Source organism: Flectobacillus sp., from assembly GCF_049240685.1.
In the GTDB taxonomy this organism is placed as follows: Bacteria; Bacteroidota; Bacteroidia; order Cytophagales; family Spirosomataceae; genus Flectobacillus.
The window spans coordinates 1-1,444 of sequence record NZ_JBMLSD010000202.1 but is presented as its reverse complement, the minus strand read 5'-3'; the positions used below and the strand labels follow the sequence as shown (position 1 = coordinate 1,444).

Sequence of the window (1,444 nt, the reverse complement as noted above, 5' to 3'; positions counted from 1 at the left end):
GATACCTGAAAGCCCATAGCACAATCTTAATTTTTATTTTGTACTAATATTTATACCACACCTTATAATTCGAAACGTTTTGAAATAAAACCATAGCTTTTTGCTAGGCTCAACAAAGTATTTCTGTCCATTGGGGAATCAAATTAGTCCAACAGTATCTGGCCAAATGCTGAGATTTTTTTGATAATCCACAAGTCCGTAATCGAACATGAAAAAGTTCCTTTTATTTTCAGCACTCATGAGTGCAATTCTATTGGCAAGTTGTGAACCAGAACAAATTGCCCTTGATAATACTACCAACAATTCAACCGTAATTCCTTCAGCAGTAAGAATGGCCGTTAGTAACAACTATCCACAGGCCGCTCAAGTAAACTACTCAACACTTAGTCAAAATACGACTTATGGGGTAGATTTAAAAGTAAATGGAAAAAGTATAGAGCTAACAATTTCGGCTAATGGAACTGTATTGAGTTCATTTAGCCTCTCGGATGATACGACAAAGGTATCTTTGCCAGCCAATGTAACGACTTATCTTAATTCCAATTATGCAGGGTATAAATTAGAAAGGGTAGCTGTAGGAAAAGACAAAGATGGCAACACACTGTACAAAGTTTTGATAGAATGGAATGACCAAAAAGTAACCGTTGTATTTGATGCAAATGGCGCTTTCGTAGCTGAGTTTAAAGAGCCTAAACGCAACGGACAAATCAAAGGTAAGTTTAGAAAGTTTTATAATGTAACGTATGATCAGCTGCCAGCAACAATTCAAACGCAACTAACAGGTTATACCTTTGTGCGAGCTGCTGTAAATGCCGACTCAACAGCTAACAAATATTACTTTGTATTGGCCAAGAAGGACAGCGTTTTCTATGAGTTTTCGTATGATAATGCAGGAAAATTGCTGACAACAAAAACCTATGCGCCAGAGATTCGCAAGATTGAAGATAAGAATCTAAAGCAATCTGAACTTCCAGCTAATATTGCAGCTTATTTGAGTGCAAATTATGCCTCATGGAAATACGAAAAGGGAATTGAGATTATTAAGAATGGTGTCGTAGATTCTTATTATATTTCTTTATCAAATAATAAAAAATTAGTCTTTCTAACATTTGACGCTTCAGGAAATTTGACTAAAACTGTAAGTGGTGAGTTGAAACTTCCTAAATTTGAGGATGTTAAGATTTCGGTAGATGCCTTGCCCGCTGCAATCACTACCTATCTGAATACTGGTTATGCTGGCTGGACTCTCGACAAAGCCATAGCCTTTAAAATAGATGGCGTGATAGAATCGTATTACCTACATATTTTGGTTGGTAGCAATAAGTATCACCTCTATTTTGATAAAGATGGTAAGTTTTTAGTGGCAAAAATTGATAAATAAATGACTTCGTCTAATTACTGGACAAAAAGAGAAAAGGTATTTAGACTTTTTCAATGAATGTTT

The 1,444-nt window shown here is 35.5% G+C and carries 1 protein-coding gene; it reads left to right on the top strand.

The genetic code is table 11. The features are described from left to right. Nucleotides 1-208 precede the first annotated feature (208 nt). Nucleotides 209-1,381: a PepSY-like domain-containing protein gene (locus ACOVQ4_RS09250; protein ID WP_421820368.1), complete on the top strand. Its 1,173-nt coding sequence runs from the start codon at nt 209-211 to the stop codon at nt 1,379-1,381. Nucleotides 1,382-1,444: the final 63 nt, after the last annotated feature.

Excerpts from the sequence above, each read along its gene's own strand:
- ACOVQ4_RS09250 (WP_421820368.1), top strand. The coding sequence starts at position 209 with ATGAAAAAGTTCCTTTTATTTTCAGCACTCATGAGTGCAATTCTATTG.